Below are 23,889 nucleotides of genomic sequence, written 5' to 3' on the forward strand. Positions count from 1 at the left end.
CTTCCGGTCGGTTCATTGCCAAGGCGATCGGGCCCCCGCGAGAGTCCGAACAATCCTGCCTGGGCCGCCACTGCCAACGCAATGCCATGCCACGAGATCGGGACCCGCTCATGACCGACCTGACCACATGTGACCGAGAGCCGATCCATATCCCCGGAGCGATACTTCCGTACGGCGCCATGCTGGTTTTGGACGGCGTCGATTTGCAGGTCCTGCAGGCGGCGGGTGACACGGAAGCGTTGCTTGGTCTATCGGTCGACGCTCTCTTGGGACAACCGGCGGAGCGGCTTTTCTCTTCCGAGCAAGTGTTTCGGCTGCGCGGTCTCGCCGGCGAGCCGGACCTCGTCAAGCCGAGGCATCTGCTGGATCCTCAGCTGCGCATCAGCAACCGCGTCCCGCTCGACGCCAGCGCCCATCGCGTCGATGGCGGCCTGGTCCTCGAGTTCGAGGCGGCGGAGATCAGCGATGCCTTCGCCGCGGAGCCACTCGCGGCCGTTCAGCTTATGGTCGAGGGGTTTGGATCGGCCGCCTCCCTTTACAAATTGTGTCAATTGGCGACCGAGAGCGTGCGCCACGTCGCCCGTTACGATCGGGTGATGATCTACCGGTTCATGGAAGACGGTTCGGGTTGGGTGATCGCGGAAAGCCGCGATCCCGAGCTCGAACCGTTTCTCGACCTGCACTACCCCGCCGCGGATATACCAAAACAGGCGCGCGCTCTTTACCTCAAATCGTGGCTGCGATTGATCGCGCGGGTCGACTACGATCCCGCGCCCCTCGTTCCCGAGTTTAATCCCAGGTCCGGAAAGCCGCTCGACATGAGCTACGCCGTCCTGCGCGACGTCTCGCCGATTCATCGCGAGTATTTACGCAACATGGGCGTCGGCGCCTCGATGTCGATCTCGATCATCGTGGATGGAAGGCTCTGGGGGCTCATTGCGTGCCATCACAATAGCCCGCGCCAACTGCCCCGCCATCTGCGCGCGGTTTGCGAATTGTTCGGTTCGATTTTTTCGCTCCAGATCGAGGCGCGCGAGAAAAGCGAACAGTTCGCCGCGCGGCTCGCAAGCCGTGCGGTCTTGCAAAAGCTGATGGTCAATCTCGCCAATGTCGAGGATTACGCCCTCGGGCTGACCAAACAATCGCCCAATCTTCTGGACTACATTCACGGCGGCGATTTGTCGCCGGATGGCAAGAGTCTGGGTGGGGTCGCGGTGCGCGTCGACGGCGCGTTGACGTTCCTGGGTGTGACGCCGAACCCGGCGCAGATCGAATCTCTGAGCGACTGGTTGACGACCCATATGTCGGAGGGCGACGGCGTCTTCGCGACCGATCGGCTCGGCGAGATCTGGGCGCCGGCCCAGGACTTCTCGGCCCACGGCTCCGGACTCCTCGTCATCTCGGTAACGCGAGATCCCTCGGACCTCATCCTGTGGTTTCGTCCCGAACTCCTGGAAACGACGTCATGGGCGGGCAATCCAGCCAAATCCGCAATACCAGGCGCGACCCCAGATCGTCTGCTGCCACGGAAGTCCTTCGACGCCTGGAAGCAGACGGTGCGCGGCCGCTCGATCGCATGGACCCCAGCTGAGCTCGACGCCGCGCTGGATCTGCGCGTTTCGCTGCTGCAGATCATCCTGCGCCGGATTGAGGTCGCGGCGCGCGAGCGCGCCAGGGCCCATGATCGGGACAAACTGATGATGGCCGAACTGGACCACCGCGTGAAGAACACGCTGGCCAACATCCAGGCGCTGGTGGTCCATTCCAGCCGCCACGCGGAATCGCTTACGTCCTTTGTCCACGGCCTCGACAAAAGGCTTTACGCGATGGCCAAGGCGCATAGCCTATTGACGCAAAGCCGTTGGGAAGGGGTGTCAATCGAAACCTTGGTGCGCGAGGAACTCGAGCCCTACAGCCAGACGGGCGCGAACGTGGCGTTCGGCGGCCCCAACGCCGTGCTCACATCGAAATCGGCGCTGGCGCTGTCGCTCGCCCTTCACGAGTTGGCGACCAACGCGGCCAAATTCGGCGCGCTTTCGAAATCGTCCGGCCGCGTCGACGTAAATTGGCGCTGGATCGACAGAAATGACGGTTTGGAGTTGACTTGGCTAGAGTCGGGCGGACCGGCCGTCGAGGCGCCAACGCGACGCGGCTTCGGATCCAGCCTCATCGAACGCGCGCTGGCGCTAGAAACAGGCGGCGCCGCGAAAATCCACTACGACCGCGGCGGCGTGGTTTGCGAAGTATCGCTGCCGCCGACATCGGTGGTGACGAAATCCGCCGGTCCTAGCGAATCGCCAACCGTCGACGACTTGGTCAATCAGGCGCCTGCCGAAAACGCACGGCGACCCCGACTGCTTCTTGTCGAGGATTCCTATCTTCTCATCGTTACGCTCGAAGAGATGTGCGAGGATTTGGGTTGGGACGTTGTCGGGCCGGCGACCCGCTTGACACATGCCATGCATCTGGCCCGCACCGAGTCGTTCGACGCGGCATTCCTCGATGTCAATCTCGACGGCGAAATGTCGTGGGACGTCGCGAGCTTGCTGAAAGAGCGCGGGATCCCGTTCGCTTTCAGCTCGGGTTACGACGGCGCGAGCGTCCTACCCGCTTCGCTGGCGGGCGCGCAAATCTTGAGAAAGCCCTTCCGCGTCGAGGATATCGAGCGCTGCATTCGAAACATGTTGCCCTGAGGTTCGACGCCAGGACCTAAATCCCGTTTCCGCCGTATGCCACCGATAGAGCGCAGCGCGCCAGCGTGGATCGAGGCGGCCGTTTTTTATCGGACCATGGCTTAGACGGCGGCATCTCACGCAGAAGATATCAGGGGCGTCCGACGGGACCATGGGTAGTTTCCGAGTCTCCACGCGGGGCGGGCGACCACTTAAACGTGCGTCGACCGATGGGGTGCTCCAATGAAGACACAGATTCTGGCGGCGCTGGGAGAGAGTGGCCTTCAACAAGCTAGCGCTCTAAACGCCGGGCTCGCTGCGAACGACAGGATCAAGTACGACTTCTCTCTGCTGCAGATGGCGATCGAACATGCGCGCCATCCCGAGCAGCCGCCCCCGAGCTTGAAAAGGGAACGTTTGGCAGCGGGGATAGACGACGCGCGCCTCGACGACGCTGTCGCTAGCGCTCAGGTCGTGGACAAGAAAGTCCGTGTGCCAGGGGCCGCCGGCATTCTGGATCGGGTCGAGGACGACATGCGCCTGATGGCGGCGCCGGCGCTCGCCGCGCCGCTTGCATCAGACGGGTCCGGTTTCGGAGATCGGCTGGCGGCCTTGTTGGCCGCCCGTCCCGCCGCAAAGGACGATCTGGTCGATCCCGAAGCGATATCCGCAATGACTCACGTCGGGAAGGGACCAGACAGCCTGCATCGCCTCGTGATGGACCTGCACAAGCGATTGAATTCGATGCAGGCCGCCATGGCGCAGGAGACGTTGGACGGCGCGGCGGTCTACGGGCTGGGCGCTGCAGACCGCCCCCTAGTGTCGGCCTTCATGTCCGGGGTGAACCGCACTTCGCAGCTGAAGTTCAACCACCCGGGCCTTGCGACGACCGCCACGCGGACTGCTGGACGTCTCGTAATCCAGAACGACATCGGCGAAACCGACGCTCACGTCATCGTCGTTCACGTGCAGGACCGGTTGGTGAGCATCACATACACAGATGTGCATCCCGAGCGCCTCGCGTTCTTCCAGTCGATGCTCAGGCCTCGCGGCTTTACTTGGGAGGCTGGGCGAACGGGGACCCTGACGGCGGGGTCGCCGTTCTATCTCGCGACGGGGCAGGTCCAGGCCGCGGACGATGAAGCCTGCGGGGCGAACCTGGAGTTCCTCGGATCGCGGCTGGTGTTCCTGATCGACTGGAACCGGGCGCGCAAGCAGCTGCGGGGTTTTCAGCGTGGGGCGGACCGTATCGCGCTGCTGTCCTGGGCCGCGGAGACGGAGACGGGTCATCGCGGCTTCCTCGAGCTCGGCGGCGCGGTTCTGGTGAATCGCGCCATCGAGGCGACCGCAGGATCGGCGATGCGGTTCGGCGATCGGCTGTGCGACGTGCTCGGCGACGCGGAGACGACGGCGTTCCTGCAATTCGTATTCAGGGCTGCGACGGATGGGATGCTTTCGTCCCAGTCTCATGCGCTGATTCAGGATCGGGTCCGGGTGGCGCTGGCGGCGCAGTTCAGCAACGAGGAGCAGCAGCTGCTGAACCGCGCGGCGGAGCATGCCGGGCTCGTGTTCGAACTGGCGACGCTCGTGCGCGACGGCGTGCGGGAGGATGGGGCGCAATGTGCGAAGCGCGCCCGGCGCGCCCGCGGTTTCGAGCACGATGCGGATCAAATTGTCGTCGACACGCGGGATGCGGTCCGTCGCAGACCGGAATACGCGGTGTTCCTTCCGCTGCTGGAGGCGGCCGATGAAGCTGCCGACGCGCTGGAGGATGCGGCCTTCTTGCTGGCGCTCGAACCACTGCAGGGCAAGGCGCTGGACGCGCTGCAGCAGCTCGCGGACCTGCTGGGCGCAGCGTCTCAGGAATGGGTCAAGGCGGTCGGCCATGCCGGTCAGATCGGCCGAGCGAAGGGGATCGCCGAATCCGAGGACTTCCTGGCGGCGATCGCCAACATCGGCAAGCTGGAACACGAGGCTGACAACGCGGAGCGTGAATTGGCGGCAAACGCTATTCAGCATGCGGGGGATTTCCGCCAAATGCATCTGTTTGCCGCCGTGGGCGACAAACTTGAGGGCGCGGCAGACGCACTCAAGAAGGCGAGCCTGATCCTGCGCGAGCAGGTGCTGGAGCACGTGGTCGATGGCTGACGCGCAGGAGAACGTAAGGATGGCCGAACTCTACCCTATTCTGCGGGGGTCTGCGCTTGCCCCAGGGGGCGCCGAAGAGGTCGGCAACAAGGCCTGGAACCTGATGCGGATGGCGCGGGCTGGGCTGCCGGTTCCCCCGGCCTTCGTATTGCCGACGGCGTGGTGCGGCCGAGCTGACGCCGCGGCGAAGTTGCCCCCGGCGCTCGCCCAAGGCGTCAAGTTGCTCGAAGGCGCCACGGGTCGCACGTTCGGCGGCTCGCGCCGACCGCTGCTGGTGTCGGTGCGCTCCGGCGCGGCCGTTTCCATGCCGGGCATGATGGAGACGGTGCTCGACGTGGGCCTGAACGCCGACACGGTCGAAGCGCTCATACGCGGCACCGGCAATCCACGTTTGGCCTGGGACAGCTACAGGAGGCTGGTGCAGGGTTACGCGGAGGTCGGCGCGGGTTTTCAAACCGCGCCGTTCGACGCCCTGGTCGCGGCGGCGGTTGCGACGGCCCACGCGGAGAGCGAGCGGGAGCTCGACCATCGCGATCTGCGCACGCTGACCCATGCGATGCTGGCGAGCTACACCGACTTGGCGGGAGAAGATTTCCCCGCTGATCCTAGCGTGCAGCTTCTCGCCGCGACCGAAGCCGTGCTGCGGTCCTGGAACGCGGAGAAGGCGGTCGATTACCGCCGCCTGAACCGGATCGACGATGCGGCCGGCACGGCGGTCACGGTGCAGACCATGGTCTTCGGCAATGCCGGCGGCGCGTCCGGCGCCGGGGTCGGCTTCACCCGCAACCCCGCCACGGGCGCGCGCGAGTTCTATTTTGACTTCCAGTTCGACGGACAGGGCGAGGACGTTGTCGGCGGCCGGCGAAACCTGACGGACCACGACCGGCTGCGTCGTACCCTGCCTGCCATATGGACGAGGCTGAACGAGACCTGTCGGACGCTGGAGACGCTGTTCGGCGACGCCCAGGATTTCGAGTTTACCGTGCAGTCCGGCGAGCTGTTCCTGTTGCAGACGCGGCGGGCCAAGCGAACAGATTGGGCGGCGCTGGCGATCGCAGCGGACATGGTGGCGGAAGGCGTGCTGACGCCCAAGGCGGCGCTCACGCAGATCGCCGGCATCGACCTTGGATCGGTCGTCCGCACCAGCTTCGCGCCCCCGGTTCCGCCGACGCTGGCGATCGCGCTGGTGGCGAGCCTTGGGGTCGCGAGCGGCGCGATCGCGCTGGACACCGCGGCGGTCGTTCGCCTGGCTGCCGCCGGGGTGCCGACAATCCTTGTGCGCCGGGACACGGTGACCTCGGACATCGTGGGCATGGCGCAGGCCGTCGGAATCCTGACGGGGTCGGGCGGCCGGACGTCGCATGCCGCCGTGGTGGCGCGTCAACTCGGCAAGGTGTGCCTGGTCGCTTGCCCACGCCTCGAGATCGACCTGGAGCGGCGCCAGTGCCGAATAGGGGACACGCTGCTCGACGAGGGCGACATGTTGGCGCTCGACGGCAATACCGGCGCCGTGCACGCGGGAAAGCTTGCGGTGGTGCAGGAGCGGCCGGATGCGGCCCTCGCAATCATCGCCGGCTGGCGTTCCGCGGACGCGTAGGCTCCTCCCGCACCGTCCACTGGACGACGCGTTAGCGGGACCATCGTTCCCGGGCGCGCCTTTCGCCGGGCACTAAATTTCGACCGTTCTACGGGTCATTGGTCGAGACTCTGCCGCGAGCCGAGTGCGTAGTTTCCGATCCTGTTTAAGCGGGTTCGCAACGCCTACCGAGGATTGGGTCCGGGCCGCCTCTCCGGCGCGCCGCGGCGGGACAAGTCGCCGCAGCGGCAGGACGAAAAGGAAATTCGCGATGTGGTTTCACGCGCGTCAGCCAAAGGCTCCCGATCCCGAGCCTGCAGAAAATCTGCAAACCCTACCCCTGGCCGAGGTCGAGAAGGAACTGGGCTCGTCACCGGTCGGCCTGACCGCTGCCGAGGCAGTGAAACGGCTGGCGCAATATGGGCCGAACGAGATCGCGGAGAAGAAGACCAACGAGATCCTGAAGTTCCTCTCCTACTTCTGGGGACCGATTCCCTGGATGATCGAAGCGGCAGTGATCCTCTCGGCTGCTGCTGGGCATTGGCCGGATTTTGGCGTCATCCTGGTTCTGCTGCTCGCCAACGCCGTGGTCGGCTTCTGGGAGGAACATCAGGCGGGCAACGCCATCGCCGCCCTCAAGGCGACGCTGGCGATCAAGGCCCGGGTGAAACGCGACGGCAAGTGGGTGAACCCGGCGGCACGCGAGCTCGTGCCGGGCGACGCCATCCGCCTGCGTCTCGGCGACATCGTGCCGGCCGACGCGCGCTTGCTGGAGGGCGACGAGATATCCGTCGACCAGTCGGCGCTGACCGGCGAGTCCCTGCCCGCCACGCGCAAATCCGGCGACCCCGTTTTCTCCGGATCTATCGTGCGGCGCGGCGAAATCAGCGCGCTGGTCTATGCGACAGGCGGCAAAACCTATTTCGGCAAGACGGCGGAACTGGTGGAGACGGCGGTCACCGTCAGCCATTTCCAGAAAGCCGTGCTGAAGATCGGCAACTATCTGATCATCCTCGCCTTCATCCTGGTCGCTGTGATCGTCGGCCTCGGAATCTATCGCGGCGAGCCGATCCTGACCCTGTTGCAGTTCGCGCTCGTGCTGACGGTCGCGGCCATCCCGGTCGCCATGCCGACGGTCCTGTCGGTGACGATGGCGGTCGGCGCTCGCCTGCTCGCCAAGAAACAGGCGATCGTGAGCAAGCTGGTCGCGATCGAGGAACTCGCCGGCGTGGATGTCCTGTGCGCCGACAAGACCGGGACTCTCACCCAGAACAAGTTGACGCTCGGCGATCCCTTCTGCCTGGATGCGATCACCGCCGACGAGCTCATCCTCGCCGGCGCACTGGCCTCGCAAGCGGCGAACAACGATACGATCGATCTCGCGGTTCTCGGCGGCCTGAAGGACAAGGAGGCGCTGAAGCCCTATCAGATTCTGCATTTCACGCCGTTCGACCCCGTGCACAAGCGAACCGAGGCCACGGTCAAGGGCGCGGACGGAAAAACATTCAAGGTGACCAAGGGCGCGCCACAGGTCGTCCTGGCTCTGTCGGCGAACGCGGCCGCGGTGAAGTCCGCCGTCGACAAGGCGGTCGACGACTTCGCCGCCCGCGGCTTTCGTGCGCTCGGGGTCGCTCGCGCGGAAGGCGACGGCAAATGGCTCCTCCTCGGCGTCTTGCCGCTTTTCGATCCTCCGCGCGAAGACGCCAAATCCACCGTGGCGACCGCCGCCCGGATGGGCGTGAAGATCAAGATGGTGACGGGCGACGCTTTGGCCATCGCCCGCGAGATGGCCAAGACATTGGGCATGGGTTCGAACATCCTCGATGCGAACACTCTTGGCGACTCCAAGACGGAGGAATCCCCGGCGATTGCCAAGACCATCGAAGACGCCGACGGCTTCGCTCAGGTGTTTCCCGAACACAAGTTCCATATCGTCGACGTTCTGCAGAAGCATGGCCACATCGTTGGCATGACCGGCGACGGGGTCAACGACGCGCCCGCGCTCAAGAAAGCTGACTGCGGCATCGCCGTCTCCGGCGCGACCGACGCGGCGCGCGCAGCGGCGGCCATTGTGCTTCTGACGCCGGGACTCTCGGTGATCATCGACGCGATCAAGGAAAGCCGGCGCATCTTCCAGCGGATGAACAGCTACGCGATCTATCGCATCGCCGAGACGCTTCGCGTTCTCCTGTTCATGACGCTGGCGATCGTCGTCTTCAAATTCTATCCGGTGACAGCGATCATGATCGTCATGCTGGCGCTGCTCAATGACGGCGCGATCCTGTCGATCGCCTATGACAACGTCATCTACAGGAACAAGCCCGAAGCCTGGGACATGCGCACGGTTCTGGGCGTCTCGACCGTGCTGGGAGTCGTTGGCGTCGTCGCCGCGTTTGGCCTCTTCTATCTCGGCGAGCGCGTCTTCCATCTCGACCGCGCCCATATCCAGACGCTGATGTATCTCAAGCTGTCGGTAGCTGGTCACCTTACGATCTTCCTGACGCGCACTCGGGGTCCCTGGTGGTCCATACGTCCTGCTTGGATATTGTTCCTTGCGGTGCTGGGCACGCAGGCGGTCGCGACCCTGATTGCGGTCTATGGGCTCTTCATGACGCCGCTTGGCTGGGGCTGGGCGCTGTTCGTCTGGGGCTACGCCCTGGCTTGGTTCCTCGTGAATGATCCGATCAAGCTGCTCGCCTATCGCGTTCTTGACGCTACGAAAAAAGCCGCTCCCAAGGGCGAAGCCGAGCCCAAAGGCGACACGGTCAAGCCCGACAGCGCCAACCCGGCCGAGGCTAAAACCGCCGAACCCAAGCCGGTCGCAGCATCCGAACCGCAACCCGATGTAAAGGCGGAGAGCGCCAAGGCTGACGCTACCAAGCCGGACGCAACGAAGAGCGCGGCCGCCAAGCCCGACGCTAAATCCGGGCCGCGACCCGACGCCAAGGCGGACGGCGTAAAGGCGCAGAGCGCCAATCCCAACAGCGCCAAAGGCGGCGCGGCTCCACCGGAGGCGGCGAAGCCCGCTCAGGCCAAGCCGGATACCGCATCCGGCCCGCAACCTGACGTCAAGGCGGACAACTCCGCGTCGGCAGTCCCGAAGGCCGGCGCCGCCAAGCCGGACGCGGCAAAGGCCGCCGAACTCAAGCCAGACGTCAGCGTTCAGCCCGAGGCGGAGACCAATGCCGGTTTCACCAACCTGATGCATATGACGCTCGGCGACGTCCTCCTCACAGGCTTGGCCAAAGACCCGAAAAGCGTGGAGCGCATTGTCGCTGAGGCCGTTACCCAGGCTGAGGCCGCGCCGCCATCCCGCTCACACAAACTCGCGAAATCAAAGCCGAGCCCGAGACCGTCCCGAAACCCGAGGCTCAGCCGGAAGCCAAAGCCGGGTCCGAGTCGACATCCCAAGCCGAGCCCCAAGGGCAAGCCTGGGCCCGCGCGCCACCCTAAATGACACCACGGACGGGCGAGAGTCCGTTGACGCAACAAAGCAGTCTGCGAGAACCGCGGCAAGGAGCGAAATGAGAATCGACACCAAGGACTTTCGCGTGCTGGAAGGCGACAAGGTCCATCTCGAGAAGTGGCCGACGAAGGTCGATCCCGTCTACAAATCCAAGGATCAATACAAGAGCCTGCTAGAGGAGCACGTCGCCAAGCTCAGCACGATGCAGCGTCTTCATCACGCATCCAATCGTCACGCGATCTTGCTGATCCTTCAGGCGACGGACGCCGCAGGAAAGGACGGCGCCATCCGGCACGTGATGTCAGGCGTGAACCCGCAGGGCTGCCGGGTCTACGGGTTCAAGCAGCCCACTGAAGCCGAGTTGGAGCATGATTTTCTCTGGCGCACCTCCCAGGATTTGCCGGCGCGCGGACGGATCGCGATTTTCAATAGGTCCTACTATGAGGAAGTGCTGGTTGTCCGCGTGCATCCCGACATTCTGGACCGCGAAGCCATCCCGGACGCGCCTCACCATGACCGGAAGGTCTGGCACGAGCGCTATCGATCGATCGCCGAATTTGAGAAGCACCTCGGTGTCAATGGAACGCGCGTCGTCAAAATCTATCTCCACCTGTCCAAGGAGGAGCAACGCAAACGTTTTCTCGAGCGTCTCGACGATCCGGAGAAGAACTGGAAATTCAGTGACGCGGATTTGAAGGAGCGCGAATTCTGGAGCGATTACACGAAGGCCTACGAGGAGTGCCTTAGCGCGACGAGCACTGATGACGCGCCATGGTTTGTCGTTCCCGCCGACGACAAGGAAAACGCGCGGCTCATTGTCTCCCAAATCGTCCTCGACACGTTCGAGGGGCTCAAGATGAGCTATCCGAAGACAAGCGCAGACCGTGAGCATGAGCTGCAGTCGATCCGCAAGGAGCTGACCAAGTGACGGCGCGCCCGATGAGTTCGTGGCGTCTTGGTTTTATCTGCGCCGACTCCTGCTGTCGGATGGCCCCCACTTTCCGTTGCGCGACGCTGTTGGGGTTTCAAAGGGCCCGATCACATCGGTATGTCTCGGATTGGGTTGCGCCACGATTGGGAATCGCCTCCCTGGAGGTCGCATGAAAAGTCTGATCATCTTCGACCTCGACGGAACGCTCGCCGAGAGCAAATCCGATCTCGACGGCGAGATGGCGACGCTTCTGGCCCGGTTGCTCGGGACCGTCGACGTCGCGATCATTTCCGGCGGCGCCTGGGGACAGTTTGAAAAGCAGGTGCTCGCCTTTCTGCCGCATGACGAACGACTGAAAAGGCTGTCCCTTCTACCAACCTGCGGCACCAAATTCTACCGCTTCGACGGCGCATGGAAGAAACTCTACTCCGAAGATTTCAACGCCGACGAAAAGAGAAGAATCATCGCCGCGCTACACCAGGCGGTGGAGCAGGCCGGCTTCACGGCGGCAAAGCATTGGGGCGAGCCGATTGAAGACCGGGACAGCCAGATCACGTTCTCGGCTCTGGGTCAGGCGGCGCCCCTGGACGAAAAGCAAAAGTGGGACCCCGACTTCGCGAAACGCAAGGCGATAGAGGCAATTCTTGCGCCGCTGATTCCCGCATTCTCGGTCCATTTGGGCGGCTCCACCTCCATCGACGTCACCAGACCGGGGATCGATAAGGCCTATGGCGTCCGGAAGCTCCACGAGACCCTCGGCATCGCCATTGCCGACATGATCTTCGTTGGCGACGCGCTCTTCCCCGGTGGAAACGACTATCCCGCGGAGCAGGCGGGCGCCGAGTCGATCAGAGTGCGCGACCCGCATGAAACGAAGCGTGTCGTCGAAGCGATCTGCGCGTGCCTTGAGACCGGGGAGAGCCATCGCCAGATGGCGAGCTGAGGATCGTTCCGCTCTCTATTTCGCGCCCGCCGAATTTTACGCTCCGAGCCATCCGCCCAAAAACCCCGCACGGCGAAGCCCGGCGACGAGATAGCAGCATTGACGCAGGAGATTCCAGATCAGGCCGGTGCGGTGGTTCTCGAGCATCAGGAGAAGCGGCCCCTGATTGATGGCGAAGTGGAACGGCGATATCCATAGACGCGACGGACCGCGTCTGGAGGCCGCGGTGGCGTTGAATGTGGCTTTGAAGCCATAGGCGTTGTTCTCGCGCAGCTTCAGCGTCTCGAAATGCGCCAGCGTCGGCTGCACGATCCCAGGCGCGAAGGGAAGAGAGGCGGCGACCGCCCAAGGCGCGATGCTGCCGTCATCGGGGCCGTCAGGCGCGCCCCGAGCCCTGTAGCCGAAGAAGCGCCTCTTCTTTCCTTCGATCATGCAAGTCGCCGGCCCTGGACCGTCACTTGCGGTGAGACCCCACGAGTTTTCGCCGTAGGCGTCGTATCGAGCTGGATTGGCGATCGCATACTGCTGCTGGACATAGGTTGCGCGGCGGCTGTTCTCGAAATAGTCGATCCCCCTGCCGCGCATATAGTCGTCCTGAATGCCACGAAAATCGATCCAGATGTGCGAGAACTGGTGGATGAAGAGCGGGCCCGCATAAAGAAGCTCGTGATCGTAGAGCGTTCGCCAATGGTAGGTGGAGGTCCATCGCGCCCAGCTTTCGCGAGGCAGCGGATGGGTCGGCGAGCCCAGGCCGAGCAGGTAGAGAATCATCGCCTCGCAATAGCCCTCCCATCGGTAGCGGAGAAAGCTCCGCTCTGGCCTCCAGCCATGGCTGACCGTGACGCCGCCGTTTTGCGCCCAGTTCCAGTCCGCGCGCAGGTAGAGCGCGTCGGCCAGCGCTCGGATTTCGCGCTCGTCCTCGCCGTCGCCGGAAAAGTAGGCGGCGGCGGTCAACACGCCGGCAATGAGGATGGCGCTGTCGATCGTCGACAGTTCGCAGTTCCAAACCCGCCTTCCGCTCTCCATGTCCAGGAAGTGGTAATAGAGTCCCTTGTATCCGGTCGCGTCGACGTCGGCGCTCTGAACGCTGGTGTGGAAAAAGCGCAGGGTCGCAAGAGTTCGCGTGATCGCGTCAGTGCGACGCATGAAGCCGCGCTCGACGCCGACAGGATAGGACGACAGGGCAAACCCGACAGCTGCGATGCTCGCGGGCGATCTGGCCTCGTTTTTGTCCGCGATCAGTCCGTTGAGCGGATTCGCCTCGTAAACGAAATAGTCGAACGATTCACGTTGCAACGCATCGAGGAAATCGCAACTGAGCTCATGATCATTCACGTTTGAGCCATCACAGGATCGCTTCGATCTGACAAGGCACGTTCCCTCCACCAAGCCCTCAGCCTGGACGGACCGTCCCTCGCTGCGTCAGGCCCGCGGAGTCGGGTGTCGATAGCAATCAGGGCGTCACCTTCCGTCGGCGGGATTGGGAGTCGCCTTCGGCGAAGGCCCTGCCTCGCTGGAATGCGCCGCCGGGGAGCCTTCCGCCGAAGCGGGCGCGAAACGCTTCTCGCCCATCTGCTCGGCGAACATCAGGACGAAAGTCATGAAGAAGTAGATCGCAACAATCCAATAGCGGGCCGTCACGCTAAATGTCTCCCGCGGCCGACTGTCGCGCAGCGGCTCGTTCGGCAACAGCGCGAGCAGACGAAGGACGGTGCTCGGCGCCAGCAGGGCCGCCGCATCGGACGGCAGCGACGAAAGCAGCGATGTCAATCGCAGCGTCGCGGCCGGCGCCGGCATCTTGGTCAAAGTCGCCGCCTCCTTCCACGGATCCACATCCAGGCGCGCCAGCGCTGACAGTACGCTCAGCGACATTCCGTTTCGCTCCTCGCCGACCGGCGCATAGAGAAAGGGGTCAAACTCGGACTTCTGTCCGATCACCGAAACAACGGAAGCCATTGGACCTGCCTCATGTCCTCGTTAGGTTTTGTCCAACAGCGAAGCTTGGCGCCTTCATGGCTTTCCAAGAACCGCGTTAGAGCCTTCTGTCTAGCGTGGATGAGCAGGGCCTCCCATCGTCGGAAACTACCTATCGACCTATTGTCGCTTCGACCGCGAGCGCCATTGAACGACAATATTGTTTTCAGGTTTCGGCCCTCGGATTCGACCTGAGTAGATTCCGAACCTTTCGGGATTGCGGCGAGCGCTTAGGCTACCTTTCTGTTCTATTTCGTTCACGGACCTGCGACGTCGAACGATCGGCTCGAGACGAGGATTTCGAAATGAAAATCATGCTTGCCGCATTGGTTATCGGCCCCATTGTCTTGGCGGGAACCGCCCAGGCTGGAAGCACGCCATCGAATCCGCTGCGAGGCATTGCCAGCACGATTCATCTGGCAGCCGCCGAAAACCCGACGGACCGAAAGACTTACGTCCAGACAAAGGACGCCGGGATGGCGCAATGGCGCAGCACGATCGACGACTTCGCGACGCGAACGCAGGCGAAAGCGACAGCGGCCGACGAGGCGGCGTCACGCGAAATCCAAGGCGCCTGGGACCATGTCGAACGAGCTTCAAGCGCGCTCGATGTCGCCGGCGAAGACAGCTGGGACAGCGCCAAGGCGGCGTATGAGAGATCGTTCCATGATTTGGAAGCAACTTGGGCCAGGGTCGGATCGTCAAGGAATTGAACCAACGGCCCTTCGTTCGAATCCTCACGCCTCGTCGTCGCAGCGCGGGCGATGACGAGCGGAACCAGTTGGTTCCTGCCTATGACAAGCCAAGTGCGAGTGAAAAGACTTGGCTCCAGGCGCCGGCGAAAAACGCAGACGCGGAGTCCCCAGTCGGGCTCAGCAGTGCGGAAGCCGATCGACGGGGTCGGGCATTCGGCCCGAATGCGATCGCCGATGTGAGCGCGCACGCGTTCGCGCGGGCGCTGGAAAAGTTCTGGTCTCCCGTTCCCTGGATGCTTGAGGCGCGATCGTACTCGAACTTGTGATGGGCAAGTTCGTCGAGGCCGCGGTTATCGGTGTTCACGATACTCGGCGTAGGTAATTTCCGAGGCTGCCTTTCCCGGCCAACAGCCCGGTAAAAACTTGGGCAGCACGAATGTGGCCACGCGCGGGCCCACTGAGCGCGGGCACTCATGTGAGGTGATTAGCTGTGTCGGCCAAGCGCCGGCGTGTTCGAAGACCGTTGAAAGGGTCGCCACTCTTTCTGACTCCGCGACACGTCTCGCCGCCCAAGCTCATCCCCGGGAGACCGGCATTGATGAACCTTGAGTTGACGGCCAAGCCCACTATCCCGGCCCATCGCTTCCGCGGATTTTTCAAGGGGCAATCACCCTGGGACAGCGAAAAGCCGATCCGCGAGGAATTGTTCAGCGTCGATCGTCTTGAAGCGCATGGCAAGAGTCTTGCGATCGCTCAGACGGTCGCTTCCGGACCGACGAGGGGCCGTTCTCTCACTGCCCGACTTGCCGAAAATGGCGCGGTCCTGCTGTCTTCCTATCGATCGATCGTGAAGGCGATCGACGACGGGCGTCAGATCACGCCGGCGGGAGAGTGGCTGATCGACAACTTTCATTTGGTGGAAAGGCAGATCCGTCAGATCAGCACGGACTTGCCGCCGGGCTACTATCGCCAGCTTCCGAAACTCGTTACCGGGCCTTTCGCAGATTACCCACGCGTCTTCGGCATGGCTTGGGCCTTTGTCGCCCACACCGACAGCTGTTTCGATGCCGATATCCTAGTTTCCTACGTCAACGCGTATCAGAAAGCTCAACCTCTCACGATCGGTGAGCTTTGGGCGGTCTCGATAACGCTGCAAATCGTCTTGATCGAGAATCTCAGGCGCCTTGCGCAAAACCTGACGAGCAGCCGCACCGCACGCCACGAAGCGGATCGCCTTGCCGATCGTTTGCTTGGCGTGAACGGGCGCGCCTCCGAGCCGGCGTCAGTCGTCTTCGCGGGACGTGGCGCCAAACCCATTTCCGAAGCCTTCGCGGTCGAACTCGTGCACCGGCTTCGCGATCAAGATCCAAGGTTCACGCCAGCGCTGGCTTGGCTAGACGAGCGTCTCGCGAAGCAGGGCCTGACTGCGGATTCGGCCGTGCGCGAGGTCCATCGCAGCCAAGGGGCAGCGAACGTGACCGTTCGCAACATTGTGACAAGCCTGAGGATGATTGCCGAGGTTGACTGGCAGGTCCTGTTCGAACGGTATTGTCTCGTCGACGACGTTCTGGCCTCACATTGCGCATTTCACGATATGGATTTTGCGACTCGCAATCTCTACCGAAGCGCAATTGAGGACCTGGCCCGGCGTTCGGACCACGACGAGCTCGAGATCGCCCGCCTCGCGGTCGCGGCGGGGCAAGCGCGCGATCCCTCTTGCGAGCCTTCGGAGCAGTTGCGACGCAGCGATCCCGGCTACCATTTGCTCACCGGAGGACGCCTCGCATTCGAGGCCTCCGTCGGCCTTCGGTGGTTTCGGGGCTGGCCCGCGCGCCGCACTCCAAGAACGATTTTCGACGCCTACGCCACGGCGATCTTGGTTGCGTCCGCAATCGTTCTGGCCGCGCCCCTGATCGCGCTCGCCAAGCTAGGCCTTGGCCCGACTCCGCTCACAATACTCGCAGCCCTCGGCGCCATTTGCGCGATTGACGCAGGCTTGGCGCTTGTGAATCGAGGGGTCGCGGTTTTTATTCGTCCGGTCGCGTTGCCGGGCCTCGAGCTTCGCAGCGGGGTTCCCGAATCCTTACGAACGCTCGTGGCCGTGCCGACGCTCTTGACCACGCCCGAAGACATCGCAGAGCAGGTGGAGCGGCTCGAGATCCACCATCTGGCGAGTCCGGAGGGCGATCTGCATTTCGCTCTCCTGACGGATTGGGTCGACGCTGACGTCGAGCAAGCGGAAGGCGATCAAGAACTTGTCAGCGCCGCCCGCGACGGCATCGCGCGCCTCAACCGACGATACGGCCCCGCGCCTGCGGGCCCGCGCTTCCTCCTGCTGCACCGCCGACGCGTTTGGAACGAGAGTGAGAGGCGCTGGATTGGGTGGGAGCGCAAACGCGGCAAGCTCCAGGAATTGAACCGCCTATTGCGAGGGGTGACAGACACCACCTTCATGGACACGGACGGCGCAGCGCCCTCTCCGCCGATCAACATCCGCTATGTCGTCACGCTGGACTCGGACACGAGACTGCCGCGTGACACTGTCCGGCGACTGATCGGCAAGATGGCGCATCCGCTCAACCGCCCGCGTTACGACGCGGAGCGAGGCGCGATCGTGGAGGGTTACGCGATCCTTCAACCGCGGGTGACAGCCTCGCTGCCCAATGGCGGGGAGGGTTCGCTGTTTCAGCGCGTCTTCTCGAGCTCGAGCGGCATCGACCCCTATGCTGCGGCTGTTTCCGAGGTCTACCAGGATCTCTTCTGTGAGGGCTCTTACGCAGGAAAAGGCATCTACGACGTTGATGCTTTCGAGAGCGTCCTTTGGGGAAGGGCTCCGGATTCGACATTGCTGAGCCATGACCTTTTCGAAGGGACTTTCGCGCGGGCGGCCTTCGCCTCCGATGTTGAAGTCGTGGACGAATTCCCTTCCCGATACGACGTGAGCGCTCGTCGTCATCACCGCTGGGCGCGCGGAGACTGGCAGCTCTTGCCGTGGATTCTCGGTTTTGCCAGCAACAGCGGGGCGCGAAGCCTAAAGGACCAACTGCCGCGGATTGGTCGTTGGAAGATGATCGACAACCTGCGCCGGACGCTCAGCGCGCCCGCTTGCGTGTTCGCCTTGGCGATCGGCTGGACGCTGCCATTGGAACCGGCGCTCGTTTGGACGACGTTTGTGCTCGCAACCATTATTTTGCCGAGCCTTATACCCGTGATCTCGGCAATTCCCGGCCGGCGTCCGGGCGCTGCGATGTCTGGGCATTTGCGAGCGCTCGGCGCGGACTTCCGCCTCGCCGCGACATTGTCCGCGCTCAATATTACTTTCCTGGCGGATCAGGCGTGGTTGATGGGCGACGCGATCGCGCGGACGCTGTGGCGGCTTTTCGTCAGTCGCCGACACTTGCTTGAATGGACTCCCGCCGCGCAGAGCGCAGCTGCAAAGCGTCTCGATCTCCAAGGGTTCGCTGTCCGAATGTCAGGCGCGATTGTCCTCGCCCTGACTGCGCTGCTGCTGGCGATCCTGCTCGGACACAGAAGCTGGCCGGTTGCGACGCCGATCGTCGCGCTGTGGCTGATTTCGCCCGCAGTCGCGCGCTACGTCAGCTTTTCTTCGGGCATCGAGACCATCGCGAAAATCTCGGAGGGGCAGTCCCTCGCGCTACGTCAGATCGCACGCCGGACCTGGCGCTTCTTCGAGACGTTTGTGACGGCAGACGACAATATGCTGCCGCCGGACAATTTCCAGGAGGACCCCTCGTCCGAGGTCGCCCACCGAACCTCGCCAACCAACATCGGATTGTATCTGCTGTGCGTCGTTTGCGCTCGCGACTTCGGTTGGATCGGCGCGGCCGAAACCATCGAGCGGCTGGAAGCGACGCTTGCGACGATGGCCCGCATGCCGCGCTTTCGCGGCCACTTCTACAATTGGTACGACACCCGCGACCTCAAGGCGCTCGAGCCCAAATACATCTCCTCCGTCGATAGCGGCAATCTGGCCGGGCATCTCATCGCGATCGCCAATTCTTGCAGGGAGTGGAGGCAATCGCCGATGTCCGGCGCGACGCGACGCGCCGGGATCGCGGATGCGCTCGCCCTGACCGCTGAGCAGGCCGTGTACCTGCGCCTCGGGCGTCGAACTCAAACCGTGACGCCTCGCCAGTTGGAGGATTCGCTTGCGGCGATGACCAAGACGCTCGAAAGCTCTTCCTTCTCGGAGGAAACGCTCGCGATCCAATTGACGGCACTTGCATGTGAGGCCTCAATCATAGTCGACTTCGCGAGCGCGATCGCCCTTGAGCGCAGCGATGGAAGCGGAGCTGATCTTTTGTACTGGGCGCGGGCGAACCTGAGCGCCGCCGAGGCGCATCGTTCGGATCACGAGTCGGCGGTTGAGACAGCGGCTTCCCGTCACGCCCGGCTCCTCGTCCTGGAGAACGCCTTCCGCGCGATGGCGATGGCGATGGAGTTTGGGTTTCTGTTCGACCGGACGCGCCAACTGCTCTCGATTGGATTTCTCATATCCGATTCCACTCTGGACCCCAATTGCTACGACCTCCTGGCGTCGGAAGCCCGTCTGGCCAGCTTCTTTGCGATCGCAAAGGGAGACATTCCCGCCCGTCATTGGTTCCGGCTCGGACGCGCCGAGACCCCGGTCACTCACGGTACAGCTTTGATCTCCTGGTCGGGTTCAATGTTCGAGTATCTCATGCCGCCGCTTGTCATGCGCGCGCCCGCGAGGAGTCTGCTCGAGCAGACGGATCGGCTCGTCGTGCTCCGGCAGATCGAATATGGCGAAGAAATCGGGCTGCCGTGGGGGATTTCCGAATCCGCCTACAATGCCCGCGATCTGGAACTGACCTATCAATACTCCAATTTTGGCGTGCCGGGCCTCGGGCTGAAACGGGGCCTGGGGGAAAATCGCGTCATCGCACCTTATGCGACCGGCCTCGCCACCATGGTCGATCCCTCGGCCTCGGCCGCAAATTTCGAACGGCTGACGGCAATAGGCGCCCGGGGTCGGTATGGATTCTATGAGGCCGTGGATTTCACGCCTATCCGGGTTCCGGAAGGCGAACCCCTCGCTATTGTCCGCGCCTTCATGGCGCATCACCAAGGCATGACGATCGCCGGGATCGCCAATGCGGTCTTTGACGGCGCGATGCGGGAGCGCTTCCATGCCGAACCGATTGTTCAGGCGACAGAACTCTTGTTGCAGGAGCGGGTTCCTCGCGAGGTTGCATCGGCGCGGGCATGGGCGGCAGAGGTGAAGTCTGGCGTGCGCGCGAGCGACGCGGATCCCTCCGGCGGGCGCAGGATCGTTTCCGTTCATCAATCCGCTCCAGCGACACAACTTCTTTCCAATGGAACCTACGCCGTGATGCTGACCGCCGCCGGCTCCGGATACAGCCGATGGGGCGACGTCGCGATCACGAGATGGCGCGAAGACGCGACGCGAGACGATAGCGGCTCCTATATTTTTCTGCGGGACACGCAGAGCGGCGCGGTCTGGTCCGCGGGCTTTCAGCCGACTGGCGTCGAGCCAGACCAATACGCCGTCGATCTCAACGAGGATCGTGTCGAGATCGTCCGGCGCGATGGAACTCTGACGACGACGCTCGAGGTGCTTGTTTCGGCCGAGGACGACGCCGAAGTCCGTCGCGTATCCATCTTCAACGCTGGAGGTCGGGCGCGCGACATCGAGATCACATCCTACTCCGAACTTGCTTTGGGGCCGCAAGGCGCAGACCTAGCCCATCCGGCCTTCGCAAAGATGTTCGTCGAGACCGAATACCTCGAGGACTTTGGCGCAATCCTCGCGACCCGCCGAAAGCGGACGCCTTCGGAGCCCGAGCTTTGGGCGGCGCATCTGAGCGTCGCCAATGGGGAAGCTGTCGGCAAGCCGGAGTTCGAAACGGACAGGGCGCGCTTCCTCGGACGTGGACAGGGCGTCAGCGCGCCGATCGCGATGGCGGACACGCGGCGGCTGACCAATTCGATCGGAGCCGTGCTCGATCCGATCTTCGCGTTGCGCCGGCGTGTCCGCGTGGCGGCGCGGGCGACCGTTCGCGTCGCCTTCTGGACCATGGCGGCAAGGACCCGCGCAGCGCTGCTGGATTGCATCGACAAACATCGGGACGATTCGGCGTACGAGCGCGCAACGACGCTGGCCTGGACCCAGGCGCAGGTCCAACTCCATCACCTTGGCGTCACGCCTGACGAAGCTGGGCTGTTTCAACGCCTCGCAAGTCACGTCATCTTTGCTGGACGCGACTTGCGCCCGTCTTCGAATGTCATTCGGCAAGGTTCCGGTCCGCAATCAGGGCTGTGGTCGCTGGGCGTTTCCGGCGATCTGCCGATCATGCTGTTGCGAATTGGCGAGATCGAAACCCTCCATGTCGCCCGGCAGGTTCTGCAAGCACATGAATACTGGCGGATGAAGCAACTCGCCGTCGACCTCGTTATTCTCAACGAGCGCAGATCGTCATATGCGCAGGACCTTCAAGCGGCGATCGAGACGCTGGTGCGCGCCAGTCAATCGCGTCCCACTCCCGAGATTGATCGCCATTTGGGCCGGGTCTTTGTCCTTCGCGCGGACCTGATCGCTCCCGAAACTCGGAGCTTGCTTGTTTCGACCGCCCGCGTTGTGCTTGTGGCGCAACACGGAAGCCTTTTTGACCAACTGGAGCGGGTCGCCGGACTGATCGAGCCCCCGCGTCCCCGCAAGGAAAATCCATTGGGTCGCCCCGAGCGGCTCGCCGCGCCTCGTACGCCTGCGCTCGAATTCTTCAATGGGTTGGGAGGATTTGCGGCCGCAGGCAAGGAATATGTGACGATCCTGGGACCCGGCCAATCGACGCCAGCGCCGTGGATCAATGTCGTCGCCAATCCGAGCTTCGGCTTCCAGACCTCGGCCGAAGGCGGTGGCTACACCTGGTCAGCCAACAGCAACGAAAACCAGCTCACGCCCTGGTCGAACGATCCGGTCAGCGACCCCCCAGGAGAAGCCTTCTATGTGCGGGACGACAGGTCCGGCGACGTGTGGAGTCCGACGGCGGTTCCGATCCGCGATCCTTCTGGAGTCTACATAGCCCGTCATGGCCGGGGCTACAGCCGCTTCGAGCACAGCGCGCACGGCGTTGACTCCGATCTTCTTCAGTTCGTACCGGTCGAAGGATCGATAAAGATATCGCGCTTGCGCCTGACGAACACGTCGAACCTCGCCCGCCATCTCAGCATCACCGCCTATGTCGAGTGGGCGCTTGGCGCATCGAGATCCGCCACGCTCGCGTTTGTCGAAACCGAGCGCGACGCCGAGACGGGCGCGATCTTCGCCCGCAATCCCACGAGTTTGGGCTTCGGCTCGCGGGTCGCTTTTGCCGATATGCGAGGCGCCCAGAGCGATTGGACGGGCGATCGCCGCGAGTTCATTGGCCGCAACCGGACACTCGCCAATCCGGCCGCGCTCTCGAGCGGCTCGCCACTCTCCAACACTGTGGGCGCGGCGCTGGACCCATGCGCCGCGATGCGCTCCAAGCTCGCTTTGCAGCCAGGCGGCGTCGGCGAAGTGGTCTTCTTTCTGGGGGAGGCGGCGACGCGCGAGGACGCCCGCGCCGCGATCCTGGCCTTTCGCGCCGCGGATCTCGACGCCCTGGAAGCAGACGTCGCGCGCACATGGGACGAGACCTTGAGCGCGATCGAGGTCAAGACCCCCGACCGTGCGATGGACCTCATGCTCAACGGCTGGCTCATTTACCAGACGCTGGCTTGCCGGATCTGGGCGCGCTCCGCCTTCTATCAAGCCAGCGGCGCCTACGGTTTTCGCGACCAGTTGCAGGACGGTATGGCGCTCGCCGCCGCGCGACCCGATCTCACGCGCGAGCATCTTCTGCGCGCGGCCGCGCGCCAGTTCGTCGAGGGCGACGTGCAGCACTGGTGGCTGCCGCATTCCGGACAAGGGGTGCGGACGCGCATATCCGACGATCGCGCCTGGTTGGCCTACACAGTCGCTCAGTATGTCGAGACAACGAACGATACGCTGGTGCTTGACGAATTGATTCCTTTTGTCGAGGGCGCGCCCCTCGAAACAGGCGAAACAGATCGCTTCTTTGAGCCGACGGTTTCTCAAAGGAGTGTCACGCTCTTCGAACATTGCGCCATCGCGCTCGATGCAAGCCTGGTGGTCGGCCGGCATGGGCTTCCGCTCTTCGGTACGGGCGACTGGAACGACGGCATGAACCGTGTCGGCGAAAAGGGCGAGGGTGAAAGCGTCTGGCTCGGATGGTTCCTTCATGCGGCGCTCACCGGCTTCGCCCAGCTGGCGCAGGGGCGCAATGACACGAGGCGATCGGAAACATGGACCGCGCATGCGGCCGCGCTGAAGGAAGCGATGGAGCGCGAGGCCTGGGACGGCGGATGGTATCGCAGGGGCTATTTCGACGACGGTGCGCCGCTCGGCTCCGCGACGAGCGAGGAGTGTCGGATCGATTCCATTGTTCAGTCTTGGGCGGTCTTGTCGGGCGCCGCGACGCCGGAAAGGGCTGCCCGTGCGATGGCCGCGCTCGATAAGCAATTGATCAGGCGCGATGACGATCTCGCCCTGCTATTTACGCCGCCGTTCGACAAGACGGCGCCCGATCCAGGATATATCAGGGGCTACCCGCCAGGCGTCCGCGAGAACGGCGGCCAGTATACGCATGCGGCGACCTGGTCGGTGATGGCGTTCGCCGCGCTCGGCGAGGGCGACAAGGCGGCAGAGCTTTTCTCGTTGCTCAACCCCATCAATCATTCGCGAACCCCGGCCGACGCCTATCGCTACAAAGTCGAACCCTATGTGGTGTGCGCCGATGTCTACTCGATGGCGCCGCACGTGGGGCGCGGGGGCTGGACCTGGTACACGGGCTCGGCAGGGTGGTTGCAGCGAGCGGGCGTCGAAAGCCTCCTGGGCCTGCGACTCCGCGGACCGTTCCTGTCTGTCGACCCCTGCATACCAAAGGCGTGGGGTCGGTACGAGGCGACGATGAATTTTCGAACCTCTCGATATTCGATTTTCGTCGAGAACCCAAAAGGGGTCAGTCGCGGCGTTATCTTTGCGGCGATCGATGGAGTCGAGATCTCCGAACGCCCACTCCTCGTGCCGCTCCTGGATGACGGCGGCCGGCGACGCGTCGACGTGCGACTGGGCTGACGCCCTTGGTGTAAACGGAAGTCGAGAGTTCCGGGTGTCTCTTCAATCCGATCGGGAACCTTGCAGGATCGTACGTCGCGCTCCGGATCGACGCACGCCTGGGCGGAAGTCTACGTTCGGGGCGGAATGGATAGCTTTGATCCGACGAATTGGGGGGCTGGGGATTCATCTCATTCCGGTCGGCGTCGCTCGCGTCCATTCGTCAGATCGTGCCGGTGGTTGGCGGCTTTGTCGGCGCCAGCGACGCCTTTCGAGCGATGTTTGTCGAGGTCGCCGTCACCGCGAATGCCAGCCCGACCGAAC

At 63.4% G+C, this 23,889-nt stretch carries 11 protein-coding genes; 9 read left to right on the forward strand and 2 right to left on the reverse strand.

Annotated features, from left to right (window positions below):
• Positions 1-110 precede the first annotated feature (110 nt).
• From DFR50_RS17315 to DFR50_RS17340, 6 genes are all read left to right on the forward strand, one after another.
• The gene (locus tag DFR50_RS17315) at positions 111-2,693 is read left to right on the forward strand and encodes an HWE histidine kinase domain-containing protein (protein WP_210208947.1); all 2,583 of its coding nucleotides are present in this window, start codon (positions 111-113) and stop codon (positions 2,691-2,693) included.
• A 222-nt stretch (positions 2,694-2,915) separates the two neighbouring features.
• Entirely contained in the window at positions 2,916-4,820 is a 1,905-nt protein-coding gene (locus DFR50_RS17320) for a DUF47 family protein (protein ID WP_113890528.1), read from the forward strand.
• A 19-nt stretch (positions 4,821-4,839) separates the two neighbouring features.
• Positions 4,840-6,417 (forward strand): PEP/pyruvate-binding domain-containing protein, encoded by a 1,578-nt coding sequence (locus DFR50_RS17325; RefSeq protein WP_210208948.1) that lies wholly within the window; start codon positions 4,840-4,842, stop codon positions 6,415-6,417.
• A 250-nt stretch (positions 6,418-6,667) separates the two neighbouring features.
• Positions 6,668-9,853 (forward strand): plasma-membrane proton-efflux P-type ATPase, encoded by a 3,186-nt coding sequence (locus DFR50_RS17330; protein ID WP_245427884.1) that lies wholly within the window; start codon positions 6,668-6,670, stop codon positions 9,851-9,853.
• Positions 9,854-9,920: 67 nt separating this feature from the next.
• A complete protein-coding gene (locus DFR50_RS17335; RefSeq protein ID WP_113890530.1) occupies positions 9,921-10,790 on the forward strand; it encodes an ADP-polyphosphate phosphotransferase in 870 nt (289 codons plus the stop codon).
• A gap of 172 nt (positions 10,791-10,962) precedes the next feature.
• The gene (locus tag DFR50_RS17340) at positions 10,963-11,736 is read left to right on the forward strand and encodes an HAD-IIB family hydrolase (protein WP_113890531.1); all 774 of its coding nucleotides are present in this window, start codon (positions 10,963-10,965) and stop codon (positions 11,734-11,736) included.
• A gap of 36 nt (positions 11,737-11,772) precedes the next feature.
• Here the strand turns inward: DFR50_RS17340 and DFR50_RS17345 are convergent, their stop codons facing one another.
• Together DFR50_RS17345 and DFR50_RS17350 are read right to left on the reverse strand one after the other, a co-directional pair.
• The gene (locus DFR50_RS17345; RefSeq protein WP_113890532.1) at positions 11,773-13,071 is read right to left on the reverse strand and encodes a glucoamylase family protein; all 1,299 of its coding nucleotides are present in this window, start codon (positions 13,069-13,071) and stop codon (positions 11,773-11,775) included.
• 126 nt (positions 13,072-13,197) lie between these two features.
• Positions 13,198-13,692 carry a hypothetical protein gene (locus DFR50_RS17350; RefSeq protein ID WP_113890533.1) on the reverse strand — a complete coding sequence of 165 codons (495 nt, stop codon included), beginning with the start codon at positions 13,690-13,692 and terminating at the stop codon, positions 13,198-13,200.
• A 323-nt stretch (positions 13,693-14,015) separates the two neighbouring features.
• Between DFR50_RS17350 and DFR50_RS17355 the strand changes: the two genes are divergently transcribed.
• The 3 genes from DFR50_RS17355 to DFR50_RS17365 all read left to right on the forward strand — a co-directional run bounded on the left by DFR50_RS17355 (position 14,016) and on the right by DFR50_RS17365 (position 23,586).
• Positions 14,016-14,423 carry a hypothetical protein gene (locus DFR50_RS17355; protein ID WP_113890534.1) on the forward strand — a complete coding sequence of 136 codons (408 nt, stop codon included), beginning with the start codon at positions 14,016-14,018 and terminating at the stop codon, positions 14,421-14,423.
• Between the two features lie 68 nt (positions 14,424-14,491).
• The gene (locus DFR50_RS33615) at positions 14,492-14,731 is read left to right on the forward strand and encodes a cation-transporting P-type ATPase (protein WP_425376079.1); all 240 of its coding nucleotides are present in this window, start codon (positions 14,492-14,494) and stop codon (positions 14,729-14,731) included.
• A gap of 272 nt (positions 14,732-15,003) precedes the next feature.
• On the forward strand, positions 15,004-23,586 hold the full coding sequence (locus DFR50_RS17365) for a glycoside hydrolase family 94 protein (protein ID WP_113890536.1): 8,583 nt from the start codon (positions 15,004-15,006) through the stop codon (positions 23,584-23,586).
• Positions 23,587-23,889 lie beyond the last annotated feature (303 nt).

Origin of the sequence: Roseiarcus fermentans (genome assembly GCF_003315135.1) — a bacterium.
GTDB lineage: Bacteria > Pseudomonadota > Alphaproteobacteria > Rhizobiales > Beijerinckiaceae > Roseiarcus > Roseiarcus fermentans.

Bases quoted from the DNA above. Each gene is read 5' to 3' on its own strand.
- DFR50_RS17350 (WP_113890533.1), bottom strand. From the start codon at position 13,692: ATGGCTTCCGTTGTTTCGGTGATCGGACAGAAGTCCGAGTTTGACCCC.
- DFR50_RS17330 (WP_245427884.1), top strand. From the start codon at position 6,668: ATGTGGTTTCACGCGCGTCAGCCAAAGGCTCCCGATCCCGAGCCTGCA.
- DFR50_RS17365 (WP_113890536.1), top strand. From the start codon at position 15,004: ATGAACCTTGAGTTGACGGCCAAGCCCACTATCCCGGCCCATCGCTTC.
- DFR50_RS17320 (WP_113890528.1), top strand. From the start codon at position 2,916: ATGAAGACACAGATTCTGGCGGCGCTGGGAGAGAGTGGCCTTCAACAA.
- DFR50_RS17315 (WP_210208947.1), top strand. From the start codon at position 111: ATGACCGACCTGACCACATGTGACCGAGAGCCGATCCATATCCCCGGA.
- DFR50_RS17340 (WP_113890531.1), top strand. From the start codon at position 10,963: ATGAAAAGTCTGATCATCTTCGACCTCGACGGAACGCTCGCCGAGAGC.
- DFR50_RS17355 (WP_113890534.1), top strand. From the start codon at position 14,016: ATGAAAATCATGCTTGCCGCATTGGTTATCGGCCCCATTGTCTTGGCG.
- DFR50_RS17335 (WP_113890530.1), top strand. From the start codon at position 9,921: ATGAGAATCGACACCAAGGACTTTCGCGTGCTGGAAGGCGACAAGGTC.
- DFR50_RS17325 (WP_210208948.1), top strand. From the start codon at position 4,840: ATGGCCGAACTCTACCCTATTCTGCGGGGGTCTGCGCTTGCCCCAGGG.